1 protein-coding gene is annotated in these 964 nt (G+C 41.8%); it reads left to right on the forward strand.

Features of this window, described 5'->3' with window-relative positions; all coding sequences use genetic code 11:
- Positions 1-964: IS30 family transposase (locus tag SMIDD28_RS10655; protein ID WP_061425909.1), on the forward strand; the 964-nt coding region annotated here is incomplete at both ends.

Consider the following 964-nt stretch of genomic DNA (forward strand, 5'->3'; position numbering starts at 1 on the left):
ATTCTAAAGGACCCAACTACTATTTCCAAAGAAGTCAAACGAAACAGACAAGTCCGAGAGTCTACATGCCATAACCTTCCTTGCCCTCTGCTCGACAAAGCTCCCTTTATCTGTAACGGATGCCCTAAAAGAAGACAGAATTGTGGCTATAAGAAGATCTTCTACCTCGCTAAACAAGCTCAAAAACAATACGAACAAACTCTTGTAGAAGCTCGTGAAGGAACTCCCCTCAATTCCAAGACCTTCTGGGACATGGACAAAGTCATTTCTGATGGGGTTAAAAAGGGACAACACATCTATCATATCCTCAAAACTCATAACCTTGATGTCAGCTCCTCAACCGTCTATCGACACATCCGAAAAGGATACCTATCTATCGCTCCTATTGACCTAGCCAGAGCCGTTAAATTCAAAGAAAGACGGAAAAGTAAGCTACCTTCCATCCCCAAAGAAGCTAAAAAAGGCCGTTCCTATGAGGATTTCCTAAATTATTTGGCTCTTAAGCAACTGAATTCTTGGCTGGAAATGGACACTGTTATAGGGAGAATGGGAGGTAAAGTCCTACTTACCTTCAATCTCTCTTTCTGTAACTTTATCTTTGCTAGGCTTCTAGATAATAAAACCACCCTCGAAGTTACCAAACACCTCTATGATATCAAGAACACCCTTCACCAAGCGGATAAAGATTTCTGTCAACTCTTTCCTGTCATCCTGACAGATAATGGAGGAGAGTTTGCCAGGGTTGATGATATCGAAATGGATGTTCGAGGAGGGAGTAAACTCTTCTTTTGTGACCCTAATCGCTCTGACCAGAAAGGGAGAATTGAGAAAAATCACACCTTGATTCGCGACATTCTACCTAAGGGAACTTCTTTTGACAACTTAACTCAAGAGGACATCAATCTCGTTTGTTCACATGTCAACAGTGTCAAACGTGCTGCTTTGAATGGAAAGTCAGCCTATG

The sequence above is a fragment of the Streptococcus mitis genome, from assembly GCF_001579045.1.
Taxonomy (GTDB): Bacteria; Bacillota; Bacilli; order Lactobacillales; family Streptococcaceae; genus Streptococcus; species Streptococcus mitis_D.